This window comes from Bremerella sp. JC817 (assembly GCF_040718835.1).
GTDB lineage: Bacteria > Planctomycetota > Planctomycetia > Pirellulales > Pirellulaceae > Bremerella.
Genome location: NZ_JBFEFG010000274.1, coordinates 1 through 23294, shown reverse-complemented (window position 1 = coordinate 23294; position 23294 = coordinate 1). Strand labels below are relative to the sequence as shown.

The following is a 23294-nucleotide window of genomic DNA, read 5'->3' as shown; positions in this document are numbered from 1 at the left end:
GTTACTAGATTCGCCCGACCGGACGGTTCTCGGATCCTTTGATCTTACGATGCGAATCTCCTAGCTTCTGACGAATGCCGTCGGCCAGCTTCTCTAGCTGCTCGACCACCTGGGGATGATCCGCCAGCACATTGGTCGTTTCACCCGGGTCCTTTTCCAGATCGAACAACGCCAGATCGGTTGTTGCCTGCGAGTAAGCAGCCGGCAAGCCATCTTTGCCCCCTTCACGTCCCGCCATCGTGCGATACTCGTGCGGGAAGACAAGCTTCCATTTGCCGCTGCGGACTGCCTTCAGGCCGCTTCCGTAATAGAAGTAGTACGCTTCGTGCGGCGACTTGGCTCCTTCTTCCCCTACCATCAACGGCCAGATATCTTTGCCATCGATGGGGTGCTCCGGCAGATCGGCTCCGATCAGCTTGGCAACTGTCGGAAAGATATCGATCGTCATGGCAGGCGTGCTGCAAACGGTGCCCGCGGGAATATGCCCTGGCCACCACATGATGGTTGGCTCGCGGCAGCCTCCTTCCCACATCGTCCCCTTCCCTTCCCGCAGCGGACCCGCGCTACCGGCGTGCTCGCCGTACGACAGCCAGGGGCCGTTGTCGGAAGTGAAGATGACCAGCGTGTTGTCTTCGATCTTGTTGCGACGAATCGCATCCAGGACCTGGCCGACCGACCAGTCGACTTCCATCACCACGTCGCCGAACAGACCTGCGCCCGACTTGCCCTTGAACTTGTCCGACACGTAAAGCGGCACGTGCACCATGCTATGAGGCAGATATAGGAAGAACGGGCGAGCTTTGTTCTCGTCGATGAACGAGACCGCCTTCTCGGTGTACTGCGTGGTGAGTTGCTCTTGCGCTTCCCCATCGACCTTCGGATTGATTACCTTGTTGCCATCGTACAGTGGCAAGTGAGGCCAGCGCTTGATGCGTTCTTCTTCCGAGAGGTGACGCACGCCTGGATGATACGGCCACATGTCGTTCGAGTACGGCAGGCCGAAGTAGTCGTCGAAACCGTGCTGCATCGGTAGGAACTCTTGACGATCGCCGAGATGCCACTTGCCATAGCAGGCCGTCGCATAACCCTTCTGTTTGCACAGCTCCGCCATCGTTATCTCGTCCGGGTTGATGCCGATCTTCGAATTCGGACCGAGCGCTCCTTGAATACCGACGCGAACGTTATAGCAACCAGTCATTAGCCCGGCACGCGAGGCCGAGCAAACCGCCTGGGTAACGTAGAAGTCGGTAAAGGTCCGCCCCTGAGCTGCCATCTGATCAAGATTCGGCGTCTTGTACGCCTTCGCCCCAAACGGCCCGATATCGGCATAGCCCATGTCGTCGATGAAGATCACGACGATATTCGGTGCACGGACGTGTTCAGCTGAATGTGCGTGATTGATTGGGTATAGGGCAGCTGATGAAAGAGTTAGGATAAAAAGAAGGGTAGCAAATCTGTGTAGTAACTTGCGGCTAGAGTTTTCGCTGGTCGGTTTGATCAAGCCATGCATCGTCTTAGCGGCTCCATGAGATATTCTGTTCGGTGGGATGGGTGATAGGCAGCACCAGTATCGTCGGCGGCGAGGACAGGGTCAACGATTGTATGGACATGCCGTCGTGTTGAGGGAAATGAGTTACGGCCGACGAATACAATTCGCTGGTCGATCCCATGAATCAGTTCGTGGAAAACATCCTGGGGGCGAATACGGCCCCGAGTTCACCTCGAAGGGACCGGATCAGTGGGCCTACGGGAACCAGGTCGTGCTCGACTTCAGTCGGCCTGGAAAGCCAACGGATAACGCCTTCATCGAATCGTTCAACGGCAGCGTGAGGACCGAGTGCCTGAACGAAAATTGGTTCTTGTCACTCGGCGACGGCAAAGAGAAGATCGAATCGTGGCGTCGCGACTACAACGAACACCGACCACACAGCAACCTGGCCTCCAGGGAATTCGCTTCATCTGGCCAGACTAGCCTGGCCAGATGAAGATCTTGGACTTTCTCATTTAGGTTGGTACGGAAAAGCGGGAGCAGGTCAGCCTGCCTAAACGTCTGATAGAGAGGCCTGCTCTACCGCATGTTGTCGACGACCATTTTCATCTGAGCTGGCAGCGTTGCGTCGAAGCTCTTCGGCTGGACTGATAAGCGATAGTCGCCCCACCATTCCCCTGCGGCCCAATAGCTGACAGCGGCATTGGCTTCATGGATCAAACGACAGGCCTCGGCCAACAGTTCCAGCCATTGGGGTTCGTTTGGAACGCCAATTTCACCAACGAAGCCATACACGCGATTGAGCTGGCACCACTTTAAGAAGGGCTCAAGCGTCCGCGACGGGCGATCGGCAATATCGGGATCAAGTTTCGCTTCTTCTGCGAAAGAGGCAACATACTTGCCACTGGCATCGGAATCGAAGTAGGCATGGGCTTCGTACATGGTTCGCCGAGCGGGATCGTTGATCCAGGCATTTTGGCCGTTGACTTCCGCAAACCGCTGGGAGCTTGCCCAGTCGATGCCAGAGACCGAGATCCAACGCTGCTGGTCTACCTCACGGATTGCGGCGACAACCTGATTTGAAGCGGAAGCCCAATCTAGCCCGTGGAGGTTGTGCGGTTCGTTCATGATTCCATAGGCGGCAATCGAGTAGTGTCCTTTCAACTGCTGAGCAATTCGTCGCCACACGTTGGCGAGATCCTCTACCGAGAGCAGTTCTTTCCCTCCCTTCGATTCCCCCAAGACTGCCTCGACGGGACGACCATCGATCGACCGCCTGTATCGCCCATAGTTATGCAAGTCGAGGATCGCGTTCCCACCGACGTCGGTAACCCATGAGAGCAGCCTCTGGAGGCCGCCAAAGTAAACGACGTCGAGTTCTCCTCCTAGTTTCGGTTGGAGCCTTTCCCAACTGATTGGGATGCGAAAACTCTTCACGCCGTGGTCGAAAAAATATTGAACCGTTTGGCGGGAATTGAACGTGTAATCGCGTCCAAGCGTACCGGGATTCGCTTGCGAGAACTGGGGATCTTGCGTGCCGAACTCTGGTCCCGCCAAATTGACGCCCACACCCAACGGCGGAGCAATATCCTCGCTGCTCCCCCGCGCGAGATCTCCAAGGCTCCATAGTCCCAGTGTCGTCGCAGCCCCAACGGTGAACTTTCTTCGATCAAGCTTCATTCTTCTTACATCTCTCAAACAAGACGTACGTCTTAGTTTCGTCGGTAAGAGAAAACTAGCTTTCCGCCAGCCAGATGGCTCGAAAGCCGTTCAATACTGCCCAAATTGCTAACAGATCGCTGCAATCCCTATCGCTTGCATAACCCCGATAGGCGTCAGTTTGCTTACGCCTGTCTGGCTGCATCTAAGTTTTGTGGTTCTGGAACTGCGCAAAAGATAGTCGTGACGTATTTTAGAGACGAATAAGTCATCGATCGCACCCTAGCTCGCGGATGCCATTGCGAGAAAGCTCCAATATGACCGACCGACAAACACAATCGCATTTTTCTCAAGGTATCCGCCAACTGATGATCGTGTTGGCGGTTGTTTCGGCAACCACCTACCTTACTTATCGCGTGCTGTACACGATCAATTTCGAGAACACCTACGCGGTCATCGCCTCGGTCATGCTGCTGGGAGCCGAATTCTGGGGCGTGTTCTTGATGTACCTGTACTTCATGCAGGTTTGGCGGCAAATCGATCCCGAGCCGATACCGCCGCTCGAAAACCGATCGGTAGATGTCTTCCTTCCCACGTACAACGAAGATGTACAACTCTTACAGGGCTCGATCAATGCGCTCAATCAGCTCGACTATCCGCATACGACTTACGTACTGGATGACGGACATCGCCCTGCGGTTGCTGAATTGTGTCGTGAGATGGGGGTCAACTACATCTCACGCGATACAAACATTCACGCGAAAGCGGGTAACCTGAACCACGCGTTGGATCAAACTAACGGGGAATTCGTGGTCATTTTTGACGCCGATCATATCGCTCGACCGAATTTCATCTCTCGTACGCTGGGTTATTTCGCCGACGACAAGCTGGCCTTCGTGCAGACACCGCATGCGTTTTACAACTTCGACAGTTTCCAATCGCATGTCGACTTTAAGCGAGGAATCTATTGGGAAGAAGGGCAGCTGTTTTACAATGTAATCCAGCCAGGCAAGACCGCTTGGAATGCGAACGTGTTCTGCGGAAGCGCGGCGATTTTCCGCCGCAAGGCTCTGGAAGACGTTGGCCTGATCGCGACTGAAACGATTACTGAAGACATGCATACCGGTCTGCGGCTGCATGCCAAGGGTTGGAAGTCGTTGTTTGTGAACGAGCGGATGATCGCCGCCCAAGCCGCCCCGGATATCACGACCTTCGCGGCGCAGCGCCTACGTTGGGGTGAAGGTAATCTCAGCATCTTCGCTTACGACAACCCGTTGACATTAAAGGGACTTACCCTTGGACAGAGGTTGAACTATCTAGGCTCGATGCTCGGCTGGACGACCGGTCCGGCAAAGGCATTGCTTTACGCCGCGCCGATCCTGATGCTATTGACGGGCGTCTCTCCTGTGGGGCAGTTCACACTAACGCTGTTGGCCGTGACACTGACCTATCTGTTGATGACCTGGACGGCAGTGAAAGTGGTAAGTAACGGATACGGTCGATTATGGGACATGGAAGTTCAGGCAATGACCAACTTTTGGATTCAATGCTGCTGTTTGTACCGCGCGATAATTCATCGCGGACGCGGAAAGTTCGTGGTGACGAACAAACGTGGGCGGCAAAGCACCAAGTTCACCATGTTGATCGCTCCGCACATGACCGTAATCATCATGGGTATCGCAGCGATTGCCTGGGCCGCGGCAAAAATCTACTTTGGTGCCAGTAACGACTACGTGGCATTGGCCGTAGGTGGCTTGATTATCACGGTCCAATCGCTGATGGCCTTTGAAGTTGTCCGCAAGGCGTTTCGTCCTGTGGATGGGCGGTTCTCGTGGCGTCATCCAACCAATGAAGTTCACATTCAGTACGAAGGAGATGGTTTGAAAGGTCAGGCCATCAGCGTCGATGTGAACGAATCGGGCCTGGGAGCGATCGTCTATCAACCGATCCCCGTGGGGGCGATCGTCACATTGAACATTTCTTCCGGCACTCGGCAATTGACTTGCCAGGCTGAGGCTCGCAATTGTTGGCAGCTAACGGAAGGACAACCAGGTTTTCAGGCATTCCGCGTAGGCTTTCATTTCTTAAACTTGTCTCATTCGCAGGTTTGTGATCTGTGGTCGATATCGGCGGAAGCAGCCGTCGACGATCAATACAAACGCCTGGGGCCCAATGCGGCTCGTCGCCGGCGTAAAAATGTGATGCGACTGCCCATCGAATTGGCAACGAGTGAGGGAGTTCCGGCTTCGATCAATGTGGTTTCTTCGGTTCTCGAAAATGAGTCGATCCTGTTTGATTCGACGTCACGTTTGGAACTGACCCCTCAGGTCTTTTTCCGAATCAACTCTCCGGTCGGCACGATTAGCGGTATGGGAAAGTTGGAGGAGACAGGGCGTGCCGAGGAATATCGCTTGCGTTTGATCAAGTTCGATAACCAATCGCGGAGCTTGCTGAAGAGCCTGCAAGCGTCGGAGCGGCAATCGAAGACGGCATCGGCGTTGAATCCAATTTCCAAGACGGCCCCGCGCCCCTTGGTTCGCCCGTTGATTCATGGAGGCTGGATGGCCTTGGCGGCATCTGTGATGTGCGTGCTGTGCGCCTGGCATCTCTGGAAAGACAACTATTTTCTGGCGACACTAGGCCAGGACCGTCAACCAATCAGTATCCACCAGCGTGATCAGGCGAACGCCATTTTGGCGAAGATTATGGATGCTCCCTTGGAAAAACAAAGCCCGGCACTCCTCTTCGAGGCACGTCGGGTGCTGGAATTGCTGGGTGAGAAGGAGCGACTGGACAAGCTTGATCAGGTTCTCGCCAAGGAATTCCCGGACGACGTGGGCTTGAAGCTGGCTCGTGCCAGTGAACTGAGTAATCAAAAGGAGTTCGCCGCGGCATACGACACGTTCAAAGAGATCGGAGCTGCCGCGTCAGCTGGAGAGATCAAACCGAGCAAGACGCAACAATTCCAGATTGATGTCGGCCTGGCTCGCAGTGCGATTTCAGTCAAAAAGCCAGAGATCGCCGTGGCTGCGTATCGCAAAGCCTTGAGCATCAAGCCCGACGCTGAGGTCTCGCTTGAACTGGCTAACGTGCTGTTCGATCAGAAGCAATTCGCCGCCGTCAGGGAACTGCTGGCCGAACTGCCTCCCAGCTTCGGTGCCCAGGAGGTTCAAGCTCGACTTGAGATGGCCGAAGGCAAACCGGAAGCAGCCGTCAAACTACTGAGCAAATTGACCGAGCAGCATCCTGAAGCCAATGAATTACGAAGCCTGTTCGCCAATGCCCTTGAGGATGACGGCGAATACGAACAAGCAATCGCACAGCTACAGAAGTTGCTTGACCAGGATTATCAACTCACAGAGACCAAACTGCGGCTGGTCAATTTGTTGATGGCCGACCAAAAGTTCCAGCAAGCCGTTCCGCTGCTGGACGATCTATCGCAACAGATCGTTCACGACTCGTCGCTTTGGCCATCGTATGTGAACACGGTGCGTCACTTGAAGCGGCCTTCGCCCCAGATGCGAAGCAATCTGGAAGCGATCTACGATAAGCTGACGACCCAGAACGGCTGTGAACCACTGAAGGAAGATCTTGCGGAGTACTTTGCCTCGGATGATCAATTGGATCGGGCAACGAAGCTGATGTCGCAATGCGTGCGAGATCAGCCTGACAACTTGCATCTTCGAAAGCGATATGCGGAATTGTTGCACGACGCCGGCCAGTATGTGGCCGCCGACGAGGAGTACCAATTGCTTTTGAAGCTAGTTGGCTCTCCGGATACGCAGTCCGTTTCTATCCAGCGAGACCCAAGCTGATTCTACGGGAACCAGAGGATCAGGTAGGCATAAGCGACGTCGTTGTTGTAGACCGCTGAGCGTGTAAGGCTCGTTTCGACTCCGGCGGCCAGACGGCCGTAGATATCGCAATAGCCACGCACGCGTCCAATGTTATAGAACTGCCCTTGCGAGTCCCACTGCCCACGATACTCGAGCGAGACCCAACGCTGTGGTGCGCCTTCGAAGTCGTAGCGGCTGAGGTGCAGCTTATACTCGAGCCCGAGGCTGACTTGCGAGAAGCCGGAGGGAGCAAAGTAGGGGTGAACCGTCCCTGCGATGCCAGGACCTGGACCGAAGATCGAATCTTCGTCAAATGACAGGAAGTCGTAGTCTGCCAGCAGATTCAGTTCATGCGGAGATTTCATCAGTTGGATACGATTGTGCAGGAATAGATCGTGCCGGAAATTGTGATCGGAGTAGCCGCTGAATCGATATTGGCTTTGGACAGTCCACCACGAGGTCGGCATTATGCATCCAGCCAAACGACCGCCCCCCATGTAGATGTCTTGGGCGATCGACTCGCTATTCTCGGCGACATTCTCGAGGAAGCCGCCGATTTCAAACCGGCCATCGCAACAGGTGTCTACCGACACGCCGGTGTTAAAGAGCGGCCGTGGCGAGAATCCATCATCGAAGACTTGGACATCCATCTCGGCGAAGTAGCGATAGTCATCCCAGAATCGCTGGTGAATGCCCGCTCCGAAGGAATTCCCCAAAACGGTGTCGGTCGTCTTCGGATCGTAAATCAGATGAGCGTAGTCGAAGCGAAGGAACTGATCGACATCGCCTAGCGGAATCTCCGCTCCCCATTCCAATGAGGCGCGATTGATATTGGCCAGGCCGTTTCGTCCGCTTTGTCCGAAGTAGAGGAAGTCAAACGTACCTCTTGGCTGCACGTCGCGGCTGATGCCTGACAAAGCGATTCTAGCTGGCTGGTTGCATGGGTTAACGTAGAGTAGTTCCTTGTAGGTGTTCATCGCCGCGCATGTGCGTTGCTTTGCCAGGTATTGCTGTCCCAGATCGAAGTAGGCATCTTCATTCGCTGGTTCCTCGGCGATCAACGATTGGTAGTCACAGATTGCCTGGCTTGGTCGCCAATCCTTCCAAGACTTCGCATGGCGTTCCAGGGAGATCGCGCTGGTCACGTCCATCGGATCCGGCTGTCGAGCGGAAAGCGTTAAAGCCGGCCCGATATGCATCGGTTGAACTGGCATCGAATGAGCCGACGGAGCAACACGCAGCAGCGCCGAATAGACCGCGTCACCGGCCTTGCGGCCATCAACCGCATAGGTCACACGAGCATACTCTCGGCGGGCGGTTACAAAGGTCGGCATGTCTTGATTCAGCCGAGCATATACGGCCAACGATTCGACCGGTTGATCCATCTTTAAGAGAACTCGTGCGAGCCCTATCCGGGCTCGGGCATTGGTGGGCGAAAGAGCTATGACGCTCCGATAGAGCTCCGCCGCCCGACACAAGTCCGGCATACCACTGCCGGCCGCATAGGCATCGGCCAACCGAACGGCGATCGAGATCTGGCTCGAACTTATTTGACTGGCTTGCTCGAGGATACACGCCGCCAGCGAGTCGAGACACTGCGCGAGTGCCTCATCCGACATCCGTATCGAGAGTTCCAGAGACTGCCCGCAGCACCCCAACAAGCTTACCTTGGCGGCTTCAATCTGGCTTGGTTCGCCAATGAAACATGCGGCCTGGTACATCACCAGGTATCCGTCTGGCAGCTGCGTTCGTGAGGCAGGCTCATGATTTCTCAGCAGTTCCATCGCTTCGATCGCCTGACCGAGCTTCACCAATAGAAGCCCTTGTTCAATGCGAAGCGTTGACATCAGCAGCGGCTCGAAGGGACGCGTTCGCTGCAGTTGATGAATCAATTCCGCGGCTTCGTCGTAGCGTTGTTGACGAATCAATAGCCTTAGCAGCCCACGGTAGGCAAATACGACGCCCGGCTCTTCGGCGATGATCTCTTGATAGATGAACTCGGCTTGATCAAGGTGCTGCTGGTCGATCAAAAGTTGGGCCAAGCGGAATCGTGGTCCCAGTTCTCGAGGAAAGGCCTGAGAGTAGCACCGCAATGTCGCTTCCGCGGCGTCATACTGTCCCAGCGCTTGCAGCAACTGGGCTTTCCCATAAATGGCTCGCCGGTTATTCGGTTCGTCCAGCAGCATCTGTTCGAAGTCGGAGATCGCCTCGAGATAGTTGCCGGACCGCTGCAGAATTTCGCCCCAAAGCAAGATGCGATCTCTTTCTGGAATCAGATGTTTGAACTCTTCGAGCATCAGTTGGGCGAGCGGCAGCTGATATTGAGCAACGCGTGCTCGAGCCAGGAGCATTAAGACCTCGCTGTCGGGAGGGACTTGCGTCGCAATAGTTTCCAGGATTAAGAGTGCGGCTAAAGAATCTTCTTCGTCCAGTAGATCAGAACTCAGTTCGAGCAGCGTGCTGATGTTGTCCGGCTTAGCCTCGATATACTGCGCAGCGAGCTGCTGCATAGCATCGTAGTTGCCCAACGTTACCTGACATCGGAGCGTCAGCGAAAGTCCAACGTGGCCGAGGGCTTGATGCTGGACCAAAGGGTCTAGCATCTGCAGCGCCGCGGCCGGATCGTTCAAGGCACGTAGTACCTTCGCAGCCGCGATGCGATCCGCGTTGGAGAGCTGGTTCTTCAAGACCGACCGATGGAGAGTTTCCATCGCTGCAGCGCGATTCCCCAGTTGAAGCAAGACACTCGCCAAACGGAGTGCCACGGAGACGTTGTTCGGATCAAGGTGACGTTGACTGGTGAGAAGTGCGTTTGCTTCGTCGAGCTGATGCTGACCGATCAGCAAGTCGGCCAGCGTGAGCGAGGCTTGTGTGTTCCGCGGATCTAACTTAAGAACCTGGCGATAATTATCAATCGCTTCCTGTTGGCGACCCAAGCGAAGAAGTATTCCCGCAAATTCCAGACGTCCTTCCAGATCATGGGGATAGCTATTGAGCAGCGTCTCGAAACGCTCAGCCGCGACTTTCAGATCGCCCAGGGCCACCGCATTGCGGGCAGCTTCCAATAGCACTTGATGTTGAAGGTCATTGCTGATCTTCGCATCGGTTTGCAGGGGATGCCGAATTGGGTTGCTCGGCAAAATCTCTTCAGCAACGGGCGCGGTATGGCGAGGCCCCAGATCCGAGTTGAATTCGCTTGGAGTCGACGAAGGTGCCTGCGAATTTAAGGAACTCTCATCATTTACCGCATTACCAGGAGGTATGAGCGGCAGCAGAATGTCTTTTTCCTTACTCACTTTCGGCAGCGATGTTGGTACGGGAAGTCTTCGCGGCGCACTTACTTCCGCCGGCGGAGCTGCTTCAACGATCCACGCCGACATCAACAGAAAAACGAAAGCGACAGAACGAGAAATGGTGGATGCTAGCGAGCTTTGCCAGCAGCAAGAGCCTTGTTCTAGCTGGTCTGGATTGCCTAGTTCTGGATTGAGATTCCTCTCCATCGCGCCCCACTTCTCGCTTCCTGAATCGACGTTGCTTGCATAGCCTGCCAATTTTTTCGACTCTCGGTATCGGCGGATCCAGTGAAAGGCTGCAGAATTGGCGCAATCCCGACAGCTAGCGGTCTCAGACGCGTGTTGTGCAAAACGCATTGATTCAGAAGACTTTTCGGGAGGACGCTAGCAGGCCATTCCGTTCCTGTCTTGCGTTTGCTCGTACCATCGGTCACGCCACGCAAAATTGATTTTCAGTCGGGCTTTGTAATTTCTGTTGCCATGCAAGAGTGCTGATTCAATTGCCTTACCGTGTTGTACTCGGCACGCCTCTGTTCGATAAACGCTTTTGCCTCCCACAGCGTGTCGACGATCTCTCGATCGAGTTAGTTCGTCTCGCAACTTTCCGTTGAATGATTCGATATGGTCTTTCTCCCACAGACTGCCTGGCTCGATGGACAAAGTGTTCACCTCGCCGCGTTCCAGCCAGTCGCGAACCTTCATGGCCGTAAACCCAGTGCCGAAATCGCTCCGGATAAAGTCAGGCACGCCGCGTCAAACGAACTGGTCGCTAAGCCGCTCTAAAACATCCTCGCTGGTTAGTTATCGGGTGACGTCGATTGCCAAGCACTCGCGAGTATACTCGTCAATCAGCGTGAGCATCCGGACGATTCGCCGTCGCTTGTCGAGTCATAGAAGTTTCCCGAAGCGGCCTCCTTCAGGATCGCCTTGTCGAGTTCGGCGTCCGCCAACAAACACTTGAGTCGCGCATTCCCGTTCTCCAGGTCCTTCAATCGCCTGGCCTGATCTGCGTGAACACCACCGTACTCCTTCCGCCAGCGTCAATAAGTCTGCTCGGTGACACCTATCGACTTACAGGCTTGTCCAATCGTCTTCTCGTAAGAAAGCAGCACCTCCGCTTCGCGGCGATGCTGCACATTCTGTTCGGGCGTGAAGCGTCGTCGGGGCATAAGAAATCTCCCTTCAAATGGGGAGGCATTCAGCAATAAATTTATTGAATGGACGCAGTTGAAGGGGACAGGTCACTTGCCCCATTGTACTCATAAAACTCTTCTATTATGCGATTTTCTACACCTATGCTTGGAGAATACTCTTCGCGAAACGACTCGTCGACTCCACTGCTCCCCAGTGGCACGCTTTTACCGTTTATCCTGTTGACCACATGCTTCGCGGCTTAGGGCCTGGCAAACAACATGACCGATCCATTGGTCAAGGTGTTCAGCCGCGTCTTCACAATGACCAACCTGCAAGCATCGCTGGTTCAGTTCTGCTTTTACGGCGCGTATTTCTGTCTCGCCATACCGGCGGCCCTGATTATCAAACGCTTCACGTACAAGACGGGGGTACTGGTTGGACTCGGGCTGTTCGTACTCGGCTCGTTTCTCTTTTACCCAGCCAGCCTGAGCATGCAGTTAGGTAGCTTCCTGGCTGCGATCTTTGTCTTGGCAAGCGGCCTTTCCATCCTCGAGACGAGCTGCAATCCTTACGTTTGTGCCCTAGGTCCTGACGATACGGCCACAAAGTGATTGAACCTTGCGCAGGCATTCAATCCGGTCGGCAATAACGTCGGTATGATCCTGGCGGCCTGGTTCATTCTGCCGAATATCAGTCCCTTAAGTGAATCAGACCGTCTGGCGATGGACGCCCAGAAACTACTGAGCATGAAGTCAGAGGAGCTGACCAGCGTCATGGGACCGTACCTGGCAATGGGGGCTTTTCTACTTGTGTTATGGGTGGCGATGGCCGCCACCAGAATGCCTCAAGCCTCCGACCCGGGCACCTCGATCGACTTTGGGCCCACGCTGGGTAGGTTACTCCGCAATCGGCATTATTTGTTTGGCGTCATCGCCCAATTTTTCTACGTCGCCGCTCAGATTTGCGTCTGGACATTCACTATCCACTACATCAGTTGGCTCGTGGAATCGGGCATTGCAGAGCAAACGCTGCGGTCCGTCCTCTCCAGATTAGGAATCCCAGACACCGCCGCGATGACCGGCGACGACATCGCAGGCAAATACCATTTCGGAGCGATGATTCTCTTTCTGGTCGCCCGCTTCGCATGTACAGCCCTGATGTGGGTTTGCCGACCGAGCGTCATGCTCGCTTTCCTGGCGGTACTTGCCATTGGATTTTGTGCGGTTGTGATCACCTTGCCGGGGTTCGTGGCCGTCCTCTGCCTGATTGGCATCTCTGGCTGCATGTCGATGATGTTTCCCACGATTTACGGTATCGCTCTGCAGGGGCTGGGTGATGATACGAAGTTGGGAGGAGCTGGATTGGTGATGGCAATCCTGGGAGGGGCCCTATTCCCAATGCTTCAAGCTTGGCTCATCGATACTCGTGGCGTGGCAGTGTCCTATCTGGTACCGCTCGCATGTTTCGCGGTCGTCGCTGCGTATGGAATGTTCGACATCGTTTTCTCTCGTCAGCACCACTGGAACGATGGCTCCGTCCAGTAGGACGATACCTGACAAACATAAGAAGTGAGATAACGCTTGGTGCCACTCTCATTGGGATGGTGGCCAACGCTGGCGGGAAGGAACTACAAGTAGCCAATCTGAACTACTTAGCCTCGCCTACGGGCTATGGTAGTCCATCACGGTCAGCCGCCAGCTACAACAAGCCGCGATGCTGCTTGATGTAGGCATACTTCGTGTCGACTCCTTCGCGAAGGATGACGTGACTTGTTTTAGAATTCGCGTTCCCTCTTGGTCTGCTTGAGCTGTCTGCGAAGCCGCTTCAATTCGGCCTGCGGTTCTTGGTTGGTCGCTTTGTCGCCACATGGCTCTGGCGACGAAACCAGTTTGGCATGCCAACTTCACACGGCTCCTACGCCAGGCTGCGAATTAGTTCTCTGGCAATTTGACCGAGGGGGCTTATCGTGGCGGCGCCGCCAGCCGCTATAGCCTCTTTGGGCATGCCAAACACGACGCACGTCTCTTCATCCTGCGCGATCGTATGGGCGCCCGCTTGGCGCATCGCCAACATTCCTTTTGCCCCATCCCTCCCCATGCCAGTCAAAATGGCGGCCGAGACGTGAGGTCCGAGCTGGTTGGCACATGAATGGAATAAGACATCGACCGAAGGCCGAAATCCATTCACTAGAGGCTGATGGTTTAATCTAACGTAATAGGCCGCTCCCTGGCGAACCACCTCCATGTGTTGATCTCCAGGGGCTAGAAGTACCCTGCCACGAAGAATGCGATCTCCATTTTCCGCCTCCTTTACTCGCATTCGGCAAAGACCGTCCAGGCGATTCGCGAATGCGGTGGTAAAGTTCTTGGGCATATGTTGCACGACCACGGTTCCCGGGGCATCGCCTGGCAATGCCGGCAAAATCTGCGCTAATGCTTCTGTTCCCCCTGTGGAGGCACCAATTGCGATGACCTTGTCTGTCGCCTCCTTGAGGTTGACATTGCCCTTTGGCATGGACGATTCAGCAACCTGAATCACATGATTGCTTCTGCTGCGAACTTTCGAGGATGCCGCGACGAGCACTTTCTCGACTATTTCTTCGCTGACTTGAGCGGTGCCGTTCGAAATGTCAATGGAAGGCTTTTCGACGAAATCAATAGCTCCGAGCTCCAGCGCTTTCAGGGTTGTCTCCGCTCCGCGCAATGTCAACGACGACACCATCACCACCGGCATCGGCCGTACGGCCATTAACTTGGAAAGAAACGTAAGCCCGTCCATCTTGGGCATCTCGACGTCGAGCGTCAGGACATCGGGGTGGTGCTCTTGAATTTTCTTCCAGGCAATCATCGGGTTAGCAGCAGTTCCGACGACTTCAATGCTTGGCTCCGCACCGAGAATCTTTGTAAGCAGTTGACGTATTAATGCAGAGTCGTCTACTACCAGCACTTTTATTTTACGCATTGGCCTGCACTTGGGTTAGTCAAACAGGGTGACAGCGCCTGCTGCCTGGGCCGCTGTTTGATTGGGCTCTCGTAGTGATTGCACTTCCTGTCGAATCATGTCGTTCATTTGACGATTCGCAACAGGCTTAAGCAGAACTTTTCCGGTGTCAGTGTAGAAGCAGATCTTCACTCCCTGGTTTCCGCCCACGCGTTCCGCAACGAGTTCAATTCCTTCGTCGGCCAGAAACTGGTGGACAAAAGCAACGTTCCTTGTGCCGACCTGGAATCCCTCAGCACGCAAATCAAGAACGTTACCGCCTCCGAATACCTTGGCTTTAAATCGGCGACGATCACCCCCGAGTGACATGATTTTGTTGATCAATAGCTCCATCGCATGGATACCGTATGCGGCGCTTGTCGATTCGCGTTTCGCCTGAGGTAGCATAAAGTGATTCATGCCGCCAATTTTTGCTATCGGGTCAAACAGGCACGCGGCCACACACGAACCGAGCACGGTGGTCACAATTGAAGGGTGATCGCTGGCGAACACTTCTCCAACAATGATCGATCTGTGGTGAAAGTGATTATGCATCTTCGGAGCTTTCGGTGGCTAAGGTCACCATTCAGCCAAGCTGAAATATGGTTTGACCTAACGATCTCAAGGGGCATGGCGTCCATTGGATACTCTCGGAGTGTCCGAGCATTAAGAATCCACCTGGCTTTAAGTAGCGAATTAAATGTTCGACCACCTTTCGCTGGGTGGGTAGATCGAAGTAGATCATCACATTTCGGCAGAAGATAACATCGAATTTCGTTTGAATGGGCCACGAACTCTCGATGAGATTGATTTGTCGAAAGGTTATCAAATCGCGTAGTTCGCGCTTGGCACGGACTTTACCCGTTTGCGAGCCGGTACCGCGATCGAAATTTCGATGCAATTGCGTTTTTTCGAGAACCGATAGTTCATCGGCCGGGTATACGCCCTCACTAGCTTTCGAAAGCACCCGCGTATCAATATCAGAAGCCAGAATTCGGATATCCCAGGATGAATCGAAAGCAGGGTAATCACGTACGGTCATTGCCAACGAATAAGGCTCATGGCCGTTGGAGGAGGCAGCACACCAGATTCGCAGCTTTCTTGGCCCCCCTTTTAATGAATGATTCGTCAAAGCCGGGAAGCAACGCTCGGTTAGAAAACGAAAGTGATGCGGCTCCCGCATGAAGTCCGTTTTATTGGTGGTGATGCAATTGACCAGCTCTTGCATCTCAGGCCCTTCGCTACCTTGGCTTGTGACGAGCTTGAAGTACTCGGCAGGCTCATCGATCCCCAGCGTGCGTAAACGCTTTGAAAGCCGGGTCGACAGAAGGCAACGCTTAGATTCGTTCAACGAAATTCCGGTTTTCTCATAAATGAGTCTCTTAAAATCACCAAAACATTTCTCCGATATCAACTCAGCCGCGAGAGCCATAATTCAATGCTCCTAAAGGAAAAGCCCGCGAGCGGTCAGAGAACGCTCGCGGGCTATCGACTATTCCGTCAATACCGTTTTAAAACTCTTCAAATCCATCGTGGCCGATTCCGGCACCGACGAGATCAAATTCATCTCGGCGAGGTGCTGTCGACTTCGCGACGCCATACTGCTTCTTTGCCGAACCGTTGGACCGGCTCGTGTAAGAAGTTTCGTGAGCTGGCAATTGGCGCGGCTTCGACTTTGGTGCGTGATTGATGGTTTCTCGATTCAAATTGAACTGAGAAACGACAACCTTCAATTGCTCCGCTTGTTCCGAGAGAGAAACGGCGGTTCCGCTCATCTCTTCCGTCTGAGAAGCATTCGACTGCGTGACCTGGTCCATTTGAGCAACAGCCTTGTTGATCTGTTCAATACCGGACGTCTGCTCACGGGAAGCCGCTGCAATTTCCGCCACGATGTCGGTCACACGCTTGACGCTCGTCACGATTTCTTCCAGCGTTTCGCCTGACTTGTTGACCAGATTAGAACCCGCTTCGACTTTCTCGACCGAATCTTCGATCAGTGTCTTGATCTCACGGGCTGCCGATGCACTGCGTTGTGCCAGATTACGGACTTCACCTGCAACAACCGCAAAGCCTCTTCCTTGCTCACCGGCACGAGCGGCTTCGACAGCAGCATTGAGAGCCAGCAAATTCGTTTGGAAAGCGATCTCATCGATCGTGGTGATGATATCAGCAATCTTGCGCGATGCTTGATTGATTTCACCCATGGCGGTAACCGCATTGGCAACCACAGCACCACCTTTTTCAGCCGTTTCACGCGAGTTGTTTGCCAACTGATTTGCCTGGTCGGCGTTGTCGGCATTTTGTCGCACGGTTGCGGTGATTTCTTCCAGGCTCGAAGCGGTTTCTTCCAAGCTCGAAGCCGACTGCTGTGCTCCGGAACTCAACTGTTCCGATGCGGCTGCAAGCTGCTGGGAAGCCGAGGCGACCGATGCCGAAATGTCATCCACTTCCACAATCGCACGGGTGAACCAGCGGCTAATCCAAGTGGCGATACCAATTCCGAGCACGACGTTAATGCCGAGAATAATCAAAGTGACGTTTCGCCCTGTTTGATAAGAAGCAATCGCCTTTTCAACTTCTTTGTCAGCCCCCTCAGTATTTAAGTCAACTTCAGAACGGGAGAGCTGACGCAGCTTTTCGGCCTGTTCGAAAGAGGTCGTTTTCAAGACGATTTCCGCCTCATCGTTCTTGTTGTCTTTCGAGAGCGGCATCCACTTATCGGTTTCCGCAAAATAGCCGGCCATGGCTTGCCCCATTGCCTCGAGTAGTTCTGTTTCTTTTGTACCCGATGTGGCTGCTTTAGCGGCCTGCAACTTTTCTTCCATGTTGGCCCTCAGATCGGCTAACTTCTTTTCTGCTTCCGCCATCTCCTGCGGGTCTTCCGAAGTGAGGTGGGTATATTCCAATGCGCGGTAGTTGTTCAAATCGCGACTGATTTCGGAGGCTGCCATCACGCCAGGAAGCCAGTTCTTGGCGATCTGATCCGCACTTTCATTGAGCGACATCATTTTCCAGATGGCAACGCTTCCCATGACCAGCATCAGAATCAATAAAAACGAAAACGAAGCGAAGAGTTTTTTTCCAACACTCATGCTATTAAACCAAGACATTGTTAGTAAATCCTGTATAAGTAAGAGTCTTACGCCAAACGACGTACCGTGAAAAATGTAAAGTGATATAACTGGGGCTAAGCGGCTGTATCGATACCAGCAATGGCAGCCATGTTGACAAGCCGAGAGGTGTCTAGCAGCATGACAATACGTTCATCAAGCTTGCCCATCCCGGTAATAAATGCGTTGTCACCACCCGTTGCCAGGTCTGGAGGATCGGCAATCGAGTCATGCGGAATGTTAAGGACGTCGGAAACCGTATCGACAATCAGACCGACGACCCGAGTTCCGATGTTCACTACAATGATGCAAGTGAACTGGTCGTATTCTTTTTCCGACATCGAGAACCGACAACGCAAATCGATAATAGGAACCACGGTTCCGCGGAGATTCATGACACCTCGGATGTAGGCAGGTGCATTCGGAATCGGCGTGATCTTTGAGAAACCTTTGATTTCCTGAACCTTCAGGATTTCAATGCCATACTCTTCGCTCTGTAGTGTGAACGTGAGAAATTGGCCGTTATCTGCTTCGGACGTCATGCTGCCGCCCGCTCGTTCTTCATTCACTGGAAAGCCTCCAAAAAACTAGTAAGGAACATGAAACTTCAACTAGCCAGTCGTACAATTCCGGCTAGGTCGATAATCATCGCTACACGACCATCCCCGAGGATGGTCGCACCGGCAATTCCATTCACACGTCCATAATTCGCTTCCAAGCTTTTCATGACGACCTGCAATTGACCAATCAGTTCGTTAACAACGAATCCAAACTTTTTGCCGTTGTGTTCGACCACAATCACCAGTCCTTCGCATGGATCGATGCTGCCAGTCTTCGCGCCCAGTAGCTGATGAAGAAACACAAGCGGTACCGTTTCGCCACGTACGCTGATGACATCGCGACGGTTAGGCATGTGGATGATCTGCTTCGACGAAGGTCGAAGGGATTCGACGATACTTAATAGGGGCAGGATGTAGGTCTCTTCACCGATCCTTACCGCCATACCGTCAAGGATTGCCATCGTCAGTGGCAATCGAATGCGAAAGCAGCTCCCTTGCCCTGGGGTGCTACTAATCTGAATCGAACCACTTAGTGCTTCGATGTTTCTTTTGACCACATCCATTCCGACGCCGCGTCCTGAAACATCGGTTACTTTTTCTGCGGTCGAGAATCCCGGCGACATGATCAATGCGTATGTTTCATCATCACTTAGCACCGCGTCAGCGCTGATCAAGCCGCGTTCAATCGCCTTGTTTCGCACACGCTCAGCATTGATCCCCGCACCGTCGTCAATGACTTCGATGACAACGTTGCCTGCTTCATGCAACGCCCGTAGTTGGATTCGAGCTTTTGCTGGCTTGCCTGCTGCTGTACGTTCGGCTGGCGAGCCAACTCCGTGATCAACAGCATTCCGAATCAGATGAGTTAGTGGGTCGCTGATTTCTTCAATGACCTGCTTGTCTAATTCAATCTCCTGGCCAGAGATTTCCAAGTGGATGTCTTTGCCAAGCGCCAAGGCCAGGTCCCGCACAATGCGCGGAAAGCGACGAAAGACGGTGCCGATAGAGATCATGCGCACAGCCATCACTTTCTCTTGCAGCTGCCTGGTGGTCAGCCCCATCTCCGTGATGGCCTCTTGCAGCTCGTGAGACTCTCGCTTGCTGTCGATAAATGCTTGTTGAACCATCGAGTTCGAGATCATCAATTCTCCGACAAGGTTGATGAGCTCTTCAACTTTGCCGACCGAAACCCGAATTGATTCGGAGCTCACGGAGCGGCTTTCTCGCTTTTCTCTTCCACTTCTTGAAGTTGCTTCAGGAGGACCCGCGGTCAATTCTTCATCGAATAGGGAAAACTCTTCGACTTCGCCTTGAGGCATGTTGAAGTCTGTAGCTGGATCGGAAATTGCCTCCAGCTCGAATTGCAATAGCTCTGTCAATGAAACGATGTTGTCAGGCTCATCAATCTCTCCCTTCGCTGCATCGATCAGGCCAGTCAGCGAGTCGGTTGCCAGTAGCAGCAGTTCGATCCGCTTGCTACTTGGAGAGAGCTTCCCGATTCGCATTTGATCGAGCAGGGTTTCGATATGATGCGTGAACCCGGCAATTTTCGTGAACCCTAATGCCCCCCCGGTACCTTTAATCGAGTGAGCCGCTCTGAAAATGCCATGGATTAATTCCTCGTCTCCTGGGTGAGATTCAAGCTGCAACAATCCGTCTTCCAGGCTCTGAAGATGCTCAGCGACTTCCTCAAAGAAGGCGGCCTGAAACTCGTCAAGATTGATTTCCATCATTAGACTCCAGACTTCGCCAGAACAGTTTGTATTGCTCGAACGAGAGTCTCTTCTCGAAAGGGCTTTAATAACCAGCCACTGGCGCCTGCCGTTTTAGCTTCCGCTTTACGAGCAGCAGAGGTTTCTGTCGTCAGAATTAGAATCGGACGATCTGCGGTAGCGGGCAGGCTTCGCAGCTTTCGAGTCAACTGCAAACCATCGATCCCCGGCATGTTGAGGTCTGTAATGACGAGATCGAAGGTCTGCTTGCTCGCTTCCTGCAATGCTTCTCCACCGTCCTTGCATTCCAAGACGGTGTGCCCTTCAGCAGTCAGCGACGAGCTCATCATCCTTCGTATCGATAATGAGTCATCCACGATTAATATCATTGCCATGACAATACCCTAACGGATAACTGATATGCCATTTATCATGCGACCATTTCGAGGGCAATCGCTTTCGCTGTGGGTGAGACACCTCGTGCAAACGACTAGCCGGCAATTGAAAGGTCGCGAAAAGATACTGCTGCGGCCGGTGTTGTCAACCGGGACGCGAGTGGATGCGAGATAATTATGTGTGGTGGTATATATATACAAACAAGGTGTTGATTGCGGCATGCCGCAATTCGACAGCGTCCTTAGATTATTGTTGCTCTGTTGAACACCCAACCAAGTAAACCTCTTCCGACTAACGCCGCAGTGCGTAGGCAAGGACATTAAAATCGACTTCGTTCATCATGGCGTTGGGCTTCCTCAGTGACAGGGCCGAACTGACGGTTCGTTTCAGGCCGCTCGTAAACGATTCGATTCTCCAACGTTGGATGTATCCTGACTGCTTTAAGTGTGCCTCGGTCATTAACGGGAGATATTCGCCGCCGAGCGTTCCGTCTCGCGGTGGGATCCAGGTTTTCGCCTTCCACACCTCTCGAGAGAATACTTGGACCCAATCGGCATCGTAGTCTGCGTCGGCAAACTGTTTCTTAGGCATAATGGCCTGGGCCGACCTGCCCATCAACTCCATCGCTTTCCACTTGTCGTTGCCGGGAATCCAGGTCAAAACCAGGCCTGCCGAAAGAAGTGAGCCGATCAAAACACAGAGCGACAACTTGACGAACTTCTTTCGCTTGCTGCCGCTGCGGGCTTGGAAGTGAACGCTTGCCGAAGTGGTATCCAGCCCAGCCGAATCGATTGCTAATTCCTCGTCTGCCGGAGCGAACTTCGCAACGATTTCCACTAGCACGGCATCGGCGATGTCGGCTACCTGAGTGCGATTAGTGAGGTAATTCAGGGGCACGTAATGCGGCAAATGCCCAGCGAAGTCAAGCGTTTCTCGTAGCTTGTCCGAGGCATCGATGATCTCGATCACACCCCGGTAAGTCGTTTTGAGATATGCTTACAGGACCACGCAGGTCAGCAACTGCGGCTGCGTGTTTTGATTGGTCGCCTGCTCGTGCCAGTAAGGCCGTATGAACTTGCCTGCCAGCTTCGTGCTGAGGCGAGCCGCGGCGATCAGATTGTTGTGCTTCGCGCTCGTGCCTGATAATACAGCGATAGAGAATCGAAAACGGAAGATTGGTATTCAACAGAGCACATTATTGTTAATGACGGTTGCGAGCGAAGTGCCATTGATATCCGGGCAGTCAATTAAACAGAGGGTACGACTTGTTGGAGAGGGCGACCAAATCCCGTTAGAAAGCATCGTCGACACATTGTTTTCCAACACCGTTGAATGGATGCCCATTTTTAATTGTTCCGAGGAAGTTTCTGGTTCGCTTCTCGACACAGGATTGGCCCCCGTGGCATTCTTTCGGTTATTGTTGTAGTCCTATCAAGCTTCCGTTAACGCGGAAAGTGGAACAATTGCGACCTATACCCGATCAGCCTCAACCGGCTTCAGTGGTGCCGCGTCTCAATGAACACAGAGTGGCCGCCCTTCTAAGTGTTTGAAGATAGATACCAAGGTACGTATCGAAGCCGACCGTCTACGCATGGAACGCGGTCTCACGTTTTCCGAAGTCCTTCTCCGCCCAAAAAACGTTCGCAATCATCGCCCGGCCAGATACCTTCGCCATCGACCAGCGTTCCTTCAGGCGTCGTTCCATCGAGCGAATCGATTCACGACTCCTGACTCTGTTTGTCAATCACGATAGAAAGCAATCTTTCGCCTAAGGCTGGGAAGGAATCACCGAAGTGGCTGGCAGTTCGAGCTGCGAAAGGTAGATGCTGGTTTTCCCTTCGTGCGAAGAGTAATAGCTAACCCACAGTTTGCCGTCTTGTTCGACGAAGCCCGGATAGCTGGTGTCGCCGCCGGATGGAAGCGTCGCCAGATGATGTAGCTTGGCCTGAGCGGGATCGAGTTCCCAGATCGCTGTCTTTGCGCCACCTGGTGACAGGATACGTCCCCCGACGAGAAAACGTCCGTCACTTGTTTGCATCAATTCCGGGCCGCCAACATAGGTGCCGAGATCTTGCCATTTCCATTCAGTGTAGGGTGCCTGAGCAGTGCCGAGCATCGCTGTCTTTGAGGTGCCATCGCGGCGAAGCAGGCACATGGCCGACCCATCTTTCAGGAAGATCAAACCGGTTTCGTTAACGTAGCCATTCACTGCGAAGTCTTTGCCGACCTGCTGAAACGAATTGCCATCTTCGCTCTTATAGAGTCGAGCTGCATGGCGGTTCACCGTGTTATAGCCCACGCCGTAAGCGGCACTGTCGTGCCAGGTGATTCGCCAGATCCAGAAGTTCGGATCGCCGATCGCGATAGGGTCGCTCCAGTTTTCGCCATCTTCGGAGTTCCAGATAAACGACTGATGCTTGGCATCGGCCGGTTGATGCAGGGCCCCTGCACCGGAAAGGCACAGCTTGCCGTCGGGCGTGACCGAGATCTTGGCATCGCGAAGGTCTGAGGTATCAGACGTTATCAAAGCGGCTGATTCCCAGTTGGTGCCATCGTCCGAGCGAAGAATGCGGAGCGAGCCGGTCTTCGAAACGTGCCCGTCTCCTTCGCGGAAGACGCAGTAAAACTTGTCTTGAAATCGAATCAGATCGGTAAACGCATTATGCCGGGCCTGATCCCAGATTTTCCGGGTGTCGATAATCTTGGTTTCGGAAGGCTGCTCGGCAAACGCGAGCGGTGCCCAGATCGTCAGAGCCAGCATGCAAGCAAAGGTTCGCATTGTTAAGCCTCTTATTGAGCCGGTCGCGATAGCTTGCGTTGCGTCGGGAGAATTCGAGGCCAAGCTTCGCGAAGCCGATTTGTTTGGTTGAAAGTTGATGATGAGTGATAAATTCAAGCCAGTTCGCAGCCCGAAATCATCTCTTGCCATAACGGCAAAGCCGGGAAAGGCAAAGGAATCCTTAATTGAAAACTTCGCTTAACATTCTAGAGGCTGTTTCAAAACCTACGTAAACAAATGAGCCCGCACGCTACATGTATGAAGGCTTGGTAAATCCACGAGTGATGTTCGTACCGCACGACCAGTCGACGGAAGTTGCCGATCCACGAGATCGTTCGTTCGACGAT

16 protein-coding genes and 1 pseudogene are annotated in these 23294 nt (G+C 53.5%); 4 read left to right on the top strand and 13 right to left on the bottom strand.

The window, feature by feature from the left end:
* Positions 1 to 4 precede the first annotated feature (4 nt).
* A complete protein-coding gene (locus AB1L30_RS14335; RefSeq protein ID WP_367014121.1) occupies positions 5 to 1354 on the bottom strand; it encodes a sulfatase in 1350 nt (449 codons plus the stop codon).
* A gap of 346 nt (positions 1355 to 1700) precedes the next feature.
* Between AB1L30_RS14335 and AB1L30_RS14330 the strand changes: the two are divergent.
* Positions 1701 to 1985: pseudogene (locus AB1L30_RS14330) on the top strand (integrase core domain-containing protein); the annotation flags it as partial.
* An 83-nt stretch (positions 1986 to 2068) separates the two neighbouring features.
* Here the strand turns inward: AB1L30_RS14330 and AB1L30_RS14325 are convergent.
* Positions 2069 to 3169: a cellulase family glycosylhydrolase gene (locus tag AB1L30_RS14325; protein WP_367014120.1), complete on the bottom strand. Its 1101-nt coding sequence runs from the start codon at positions 3167 to 3169 to the stop codon at positions 2069 to 2071.
* A 296-nt stretch (positions 3170 to 3465) separates the two neighbouring features.
* Here AB1L30_RS14325 and AB1L30_RS14320 point away from each other — a divergent pair, with 296 nt between their 5' ends.
* Positions 3466 to 6963, top strand: coding sequence for a glycosyltransferase (locus AB1L30_RS14320; protein ID WP_367014118.1), 3498 nt, complete (start codon positions 3466 to 3468; stop codon positions 6961 to 6963).
* A 2-nt stretch (positions 6964 to 6965) separates the two neighbouring features.
* Here the strand turns inward: AB1L30_RS14320 and AB1L30_RS14315 are convergent, their stop codons facing one another.
* Together AB1L30_RS14315 and AB1L30_RS14310 are read right to left on the bottom strand one after the other, a co-directional pair.
* Positions 6966 to 10364 carry a tetratricopeptide repeat protein gene (locus tag AB1L30_RS14315; protein WP_367014117.1) on the bottom strand — a complete coding sequence of 1133 codons (3399 nt, stop codon included), beginning with the start codon at positions 10362 to 10364 and terminating at the stop codon, positions 6966 to 6968.
* Positions 10365 to 11317: 953 nt separating this feature from the next.
* Complete coding sequence (locus tag AB1L30_RS14310; RefSeq protein WP_367014116.1) at positions 11318 to 11446, bottom strand: hypothetical protein; 129 nt, start codon at positions 11444 to 11446, stop codon at positions 11318 to 11320.
* Between the two features lie 243 nt (positions 11447 to 11689).
* On the opposite strand from AB1L30_RS14310, the gene AB1L30_RS14305 reads away from it, so the two are divergent.
* Both AB1L30_RS14305 and AB1L30_RS14300 read left to right on the top strand, forming a co-directional pair.
* Positions 11690 to 12022: a hypothetical protein gene (locus tag AB1L30_RS14305; protein WP_367014115.1), complete on the top strand. Its 333-nt coding sequence runs from the start codon at positions 11690 to 11692 to the stop codon at positions 12020 to 12022.
* The gene (locus AB1L30_RS14300) at positions 12023 to 12955 is read left to right on the top strand and encodes a hypothetical protein (protein ID WP_367014114.1); all 933 of its coding nucleotides are present in this window, start codon (positions 12023 to 12025) and stop codon (positions 12953 to 12955) included.
* Between the two features lie 370 nt (positions 12956 to 13325).
* On the opposite strand, the gene AB1L30_RS14295 is transcribed toward AB1L30_RS14300, so the two are convergent.
* The 9 genes from AB1L30_RS14295 to AB1L30_RS14255 all read right to left on the bottom strand — a co-directional run bounded on the left by AB1L30_RS14295 (position 13326) and on the right by AB1L30_RS14255 (position 22947).
* Positions 13326 to 14372, bottom strand: a complete 1047-nt coding sequence (locus tag AB1L30_RS14295; RefSeq protein WP_367014113.1) for a chemotaxis response regulator protein-glutamate methylesterase — start codon at positions 14370 to 14372, stop codon at positions 13326 to 13328.
* 15 nt (positions 14373 to 14387) lie between these two features.
* Positions 14388 to 14945: a chemotaxis protein CheD gene (locus AB1L30_RS14290; protein ID WP_367014112.1), complete on the bottom strand. Its 558-nt coding sequence runs from the start codon at positions 14943 to 14945 to the stop codon at positions 14388 to 14390.
* Positions 14946 to 14976: 31 nt separating this feature from the next.
* Complete coding sequence (locus tag AB1L30_RS14285) at positions 14977 to 15822, bottom strand: protein-glutamate O-methyltransferase CheR (RefSeq protein ID WP_367014111.1); 846 nt, start codon at positions 15820 to 15822, stop codon at positions 14977 to 14979.
* Positions 15823 to 15901: 79 nt separating this feature from the next.
* Positions 15902 to 17482, bottom strand: a complete 1581-nt coding sequence (locus tag AB1L30_RS14280) for a methyl-accepting chemotaxis protein (protein WP_367014110.1) — start codon at positions 17480 to 17482, stop codon at positions 15902 to 15904.
* Positions 17483 to 17577: 95 nt separating this feature from the next.
* Entirely contained in the window at positions 17578 to 18069 is a 492-nt protein-coding gene (locus AB1L30_RS14275) for a chemotaxis protein CheW (protein WP_367014109.1), read from the bottom strand.
* A 38-nt stretch (positions 18070 to 18107) separates the two neighbouring features.
* Complete coding sequence (locus AB1L30_RS14270; RefSeq protein WP_367014108.1) at positions 18108 to 19793, bottom strand: chemotaxis protein CheA; 1686 nt, start codon at positions 19791 to 19793, stop codon at positions 18108 to 18110.
* Positions 19793 to 20167, bottom strand: a complete 375-nt coding sequence (locus AB1L30_RS14265) for a response regulator (RefSeq protein ID WP_367014107.1) — start codon at positions 20165 to 20167, stop codon at positions 19793 to 19795. Before AB1L30_RS14265 ends, AB1L30_RS14270 begins: the two co-directional genes overlap by 1 nt.
* A gap of 292 nt (positions 20168 to 20459) precedes the next feature.
* Positions 20460 to 21137, bottom strand: coding sequence for a hypothetical protein (locus tag AB1L30_RS14260; protein ID WP_367014106.1), 678 nt, complete (start codon positions 21135 to 21137; stop codon positions 20460 to 20462).
* A gap of 799 nt (positions 21138 to 21936) precedes the next feature.
* Positions 21937 to 22947 carry an exo-alpha-sialidase gene (locus AB1L30_RS14255; protein ID WP_367014105.1) on the bottom strand — a complete coding sequence of 337 codons (1011 nt, stop codon included), beginning with the start codon at positions 22945 to 22947 and terminating at the stop codon, positions 21937 to 21939.
* Positions 22948 to 23294: the final 347 nt, after the last annotated feature.